This is a genomic window from Flavihumibacter sp., assembly GCF_036676075.1.
GTDB lineage: Bacteria > Bacteroidota > Bacteroidia > Chitinophagales > Chitinophagaceae > Flavihumibacter.
The window spans coordinates 1-4,509 of record NZ_JAKFDQ010000008.1 but is presented as its reverse complement, the minus strand read 5'-3'; the positions used below and the strand labels follow the sequence as shown (position 1 = coordinate 4,509).

General features: G+C 46.2%; 5 protein-coding genes. All 5 read right to left on the bottom strand.

From position 1 onward, the window contains the following. On the bottom strand, positions 1–422 hold a 422-nt coding region (locus V6M43_RS08745; RefSeq protein WP_332734385.1), incomplete at its 3' end, for a hypothetical protein. A gap of 155 nt (positions 423–577) precedes the next feature. Continuing rightward, a complete protein-coding gene (locus V6M43_RS08740) occupies positions 578–1,606 on the bottom strand; it encodes a hypothetical protein (protein ID WP_332734383.1) in 1,029 nt (342 codons plus the stop codon). An 84-nt stretch (positions 1,607–1,690) separates the two neighbouring features. Continuing rightward, positions 1,691–2,209: a hypothetical protein gene (locus tag V6M43_RS08735; protein ID WP_332734381.1), complete on the bottom strand. Its 519-nt coding sequence runs from the start codon at positions 2,207–2,209 to the stop codon at positions 1,691–1,693. A 159-nt stretch (positions 2,210–2,368) separates the two neighbouring features. Next, a complete protein-coding gene (locus V6M43_RS08730; protein WP_332734380.1) occupies positions 2,369–3,583 on the bottom strand; it encodes a PIN domain-containing protein in 1,215 nt (404 codons plus the stop codon). Between the two features lie 690 nt (positions 3,584–4,273). After that, a partial coding sequence (locus V6M43_RS08725) for a hypothetical protein (protein WP_332734378.1) occupies positions 4,274–4,509 on the bottom strand: 236 nt, incomplete at its 5' end.

Genomic DNA, 4,509 nt, shown 5'->3' with positions numbered 1-4,509 from the left:
CCTTTAACATACGTTAAACTCACCTGAAATTTTTCACGTAGTAGATCCGGACTACTTTCCGCAGCAGGGGCGAAACTCTTATACAATTCAGCGGCTTGAATTGGGAAATTTAACTCTTTCCCTTTCGCATCATAATTAATCCACTTTCCATCGAGATGCACAGGAGCCGGTAATTTTAAGATCGTATCTCCTAAAGTGACAGAGATCAGATTTTCCTTATTCACGGATACTCTCTCGCCTGGCTGTTTTATTTGCTCAGCATAGGAAAGTCCGCAGAAGGCAAAACCAACCACCAATATAGCGAGTCTACAAAATCGAATAATAGCAGGCAGGACCTGCCCCCTTTGGTCACCGCCATTTTGCAATAGTCGTACCTTTCCCAATGCCACCTCATGCCAAGTTACGATAAATATATCGCGCATCTATGGCCGCTCCCTGTCAACCAAATAAATACGCCAGAAATCTGGCAGCTACGAAAACTGAAGGGACAATAGGGGACTGAAAACTGCGCAGCAGTTTGGAGTTCCGAGCCAGCTTGCAGGCGGCAGTTGACTGTCTTGTTATAAACACACACTAACTAGCCTTTAAGTTTGTTTACTATATTTTTGAGTACTGAATTAGTGCGTATTGGAATTTGTTTTACTGAACGAGGAACAAGTCTGCTTTCAAACCCTTGCCACCCATCCCTGCCCATTCCAGAAATAAAACCTTTGCTATCGGCCAGGACATCATCGTGTTTTAAAGCTAACTTAGCAAAATCGTTTGCAAATGGCAGTAAGTTATTGTTGATGTATTCATCTAAAAAATCTTTATGAACGACATCAATGGCACTAATGTTTGATAAGTGATAGTTCTTATCTTTATCTATTGTTTGGTGTCTTGGAATTCTGACCCAAGGGATCATATTGATTTCATTTTCAGAACTATTGCAGGTGACGCCAACCATTGGACCATCTATTACAGCAATGGGAACTGTTATATGGCAGTCAAAATAATGTGCTGTTGTTGGAGGCTTTTCACATTCTTCAAAGTAAGAGGTAGCTTTAAGTAAAGGGTGAACTAGGCTTTGATATGGTTGACTACCAGATAGTTCAATTTTCTTACCTTTACGAGCACCCTTACTAAATGTATTGGCGAAAACAGGGGTTGTTTTCAAAAAGTCATGATCATATAACTCAAATAGTTGTAGCGCTGAGAAACTCCAGCTCGATGGATCATCATCAGTAATTATAGAAATATTTTTGTTGGCTAAGCCTGCTAGCAAAGGAAATTTTGGAGTCGCCTGTTTGTCTTTTGCTATAAAGAATACATACGGTAGATCGGACTGCTTACATTCAATAATCAAGTTTAGGCGCGGGCGTATTCTAGGTTGGAGGGTTTTGTGTTCGTAAAGATCTAATTGGGCTAATAAATCTATTGTTCTTTCTTCTTTTGAATCAGAATCAATAAAGCTCCATTCCTCTTGTATATTAAACCTATTTGAAAGCTTTTCATAAACCACAGTCTGTAGAGGATAGCCTGATACTCTTACAGCTTCTAAAATCTGTTGTTCATCAAGGCCATTGCTAAGCATATTAGAACTGGGGTTGTTGATTATATGGCTCACCTTACTTCCTTGTGTTTATAACGTTTGGTTAAGGGGCGGGCTTTAGCCGTCCCAGCGAGCGAAGTTAGCGATTTGAGCGTATGATTAGGTGCCGTCCATACTTTCTTGATGCCCGATTTGCTTTGAAATGATGTCAGCTACAGCCTTCTCAACTGCGCTCATGTGAATCATATAAATGGCCAATAAATGCCGAGTAAGCTTGGCAAAAAAGAGTAGCGAGATAAAGGACAGGAAGGAACCTGAGAATATTAAATGCTGGCTGGCTTCGGCATTCTGAGAATGAGAGATTGAACCAAGAGCAGTGAGCACTGTACCTGTTGCTATACCTCCACCTACTAAAATTTGGGCGGCAAGTATCAGTGCGACTGTGACGAGTAGTTCGCGAGGGTCTTGTGATGCTTTGAGGTGCTCAATTACTAGCTGTGGACCATTCCGAAAGCCGTAGACGTATTTTGTCAAAGAAGACTTCGCAGGCAGAAGCCAGCGAGCTACAACCAATGCGAGCAGCTTGAGAAGCGCAGCGGCCAGTATACTGCCGATTGCGCCCAATAGAATGATTCCGGGTATTGAGGTTTTTATCCATTCAATGAATGTGTATTCCACTAATTATCCCCTTTGGTGTGCTTGCATTTTCTGAATGGCACCTAACGTTAAGTTAAGGGGCGGATTTTAGCCCGTCCCAGTGAGCGAAGCGAACGATTTGAACCACTAGTTAGACGGCAACTTCTGCTGCCTTACTGGTTATTTTAATAAAATTAGCTTTTATTCAGGGGCCTCTTCGTGCGCCAGTTGGGCGGTATACTCAAAAATGTACTCTCCAACTGGGAGTAGCTCATTTTTATTATCAGACCTAACGTGAATATTAAAATCATAGTTAGTCCCTGTTCCGGCTCCAACACTGCAAGAGGGAAGTTCGCTTGGCGCCGAGATCAAATCTACACTGACATTGGGTGAGCCATCCATGATCGGGTTGAAATGGCCACTTCCTGTAAAGTTCCTAACTGGTCGCCTGAGTCGTACAACAAGCTCGCCAGAATTATAATTATCTGAGCTTAGTTTAATGCCCTGTGACACAATTTCTACAGCATGCTCTTTTTCGGTTCTTAAGTTATCTACGGCTCTGATTTCCTCAACGGCATCCGTGTCGACATCTTGGCCTTTGCGCTGTGATGAAAACTCTAAGAATCTGTCTGTTTGATAAATTAGTATACGTTGACCGGTATATTCCGTGGCTTCCCGAAGTAGTTCAATTCTAGGTCCGGTAGTTTTTCCTGACAACTTTTCCCACCAATCATCTTTACGTTCAGATGTGACAAATAAAATTGGTTTTGATTTTTCCTTTGAATAGTCAAGGATTTGCCGCCAGAGGAAATAATCGCCATAGGGTCTGTCCCCATCCTTGTCATCATCTAGGTAGCCGGGAGGGATTTTTTTACTTTTTCTTTCCTCCGCTTCAGTTGTGATTATAGCCAGTTGATCTTCAGGAAATGGATTTCCAATAGCCCCCTCAAAAAGTGATGCGACTTTTTCAAGAACACCGTCATCACTAAGAAAATTCGGATGATTCTTCTTTGCTTCATCCACTCTTTCTTGAGCTTTATCTATACTGGGTGATATTTCTTCCAGCATTTGATCTGCGACATTTGCGGGTATTATTCGATTTCCTTTGAGTTGACTAACCGTGGACTCAATAGAGCCGCGCAGCTTTTCAATTTCATCTTTGGCGTCCTTGAAGGTTTTATGAGACGAAACAATAACTTTATGTCTGTTACGGAAAAATTCCTCTGCCGCTTGCCTAGACAGCCACAACTCCCCCTCATGATTGTGCATGCTTTCAAGTAAGCTGCTTCTTGTGCTTTCGTGATAACGGTACAGGTCCAATAATACATTGGCGTCAACCGTTAATATTCCATTTTTCCATATTTGATCGACTTCGTCAGCGTCAGGCTTGAAATACCAACTAAACGTATTCTTCATTATATTTTTCCTGAGTTTTTAAGGCTTGTCGCTGTTGATGTCTAACAGTGATTAGACGGAATTCTGCGTTATTGAATAATGCAGAGTTCTAGATAAGTCCGCCCGCACGCCAACGACGTTTATCATAAAAGCTTTGCTGATCAAGATTTTGCCTGCAAAGGCGGCGAAGCGCGCGTATTCGCGTGGTCGCGGGTTTTCCCGCAGCCGATTCGGCGTGGATAAGTGCTGCCTGGTCAGCTTGCCGCTGGCGTGCGTCGAGCGCAGTGCGCAATGACCAAGCGGGGCGTTATGCCGGGGTGCTGCTATGGCAAGCCTGGGCCATTCGGGTGATGGGCAACGCATACCAAACATCCTTTTGGTAACGGCAGACGCGGAGGCTGGCACCGGGCCAGCAAAGGTAGCTCGACCTTAAGCACTCGGCGGCTAAACGGCAAGTCGCCTTTCGCCTGGCCCCCTGTGCGTAGCCGGTGTGCCAGCTGATGGGTGCGCAGGCGCAACCATCCTGTGGTTGTGAATAACTGCGCCGGGGAAGGGCAAGGTCTGGCTGGAGCCGCGGCCGAGCCGAACGCTGCACGCCTCGCCGCGAACGCCTGGAGACGCTCTCGCGATGGCGCTGGCTATGTTCCCAGGCGCTGACCGGCCGGCCGGCAGGCTGGCGCCTGCCCCCGGAATCTGTCCACCGCCTTGGCATCAGTCCCCGTGCATATGCTCGATCAGCGCGCGCTGTCGGCTGGCCTGGCTGCTGACCTGGTCGGCGAGGTCGAGGGTGTCGCGCTGCAGTTGCAGGCTGTGGCTGGCCAGGTCTTGCAGGGCGTGGATCTTCTGGTTGATCTCCTCGGCGGCCTGGCTCTGCTGGTGGCCGGCGGCGGCGATCTGGCTGCTGATGCCGGCGATCTCGCCGATGCGCAGGGTGATGTGCGCCAGGG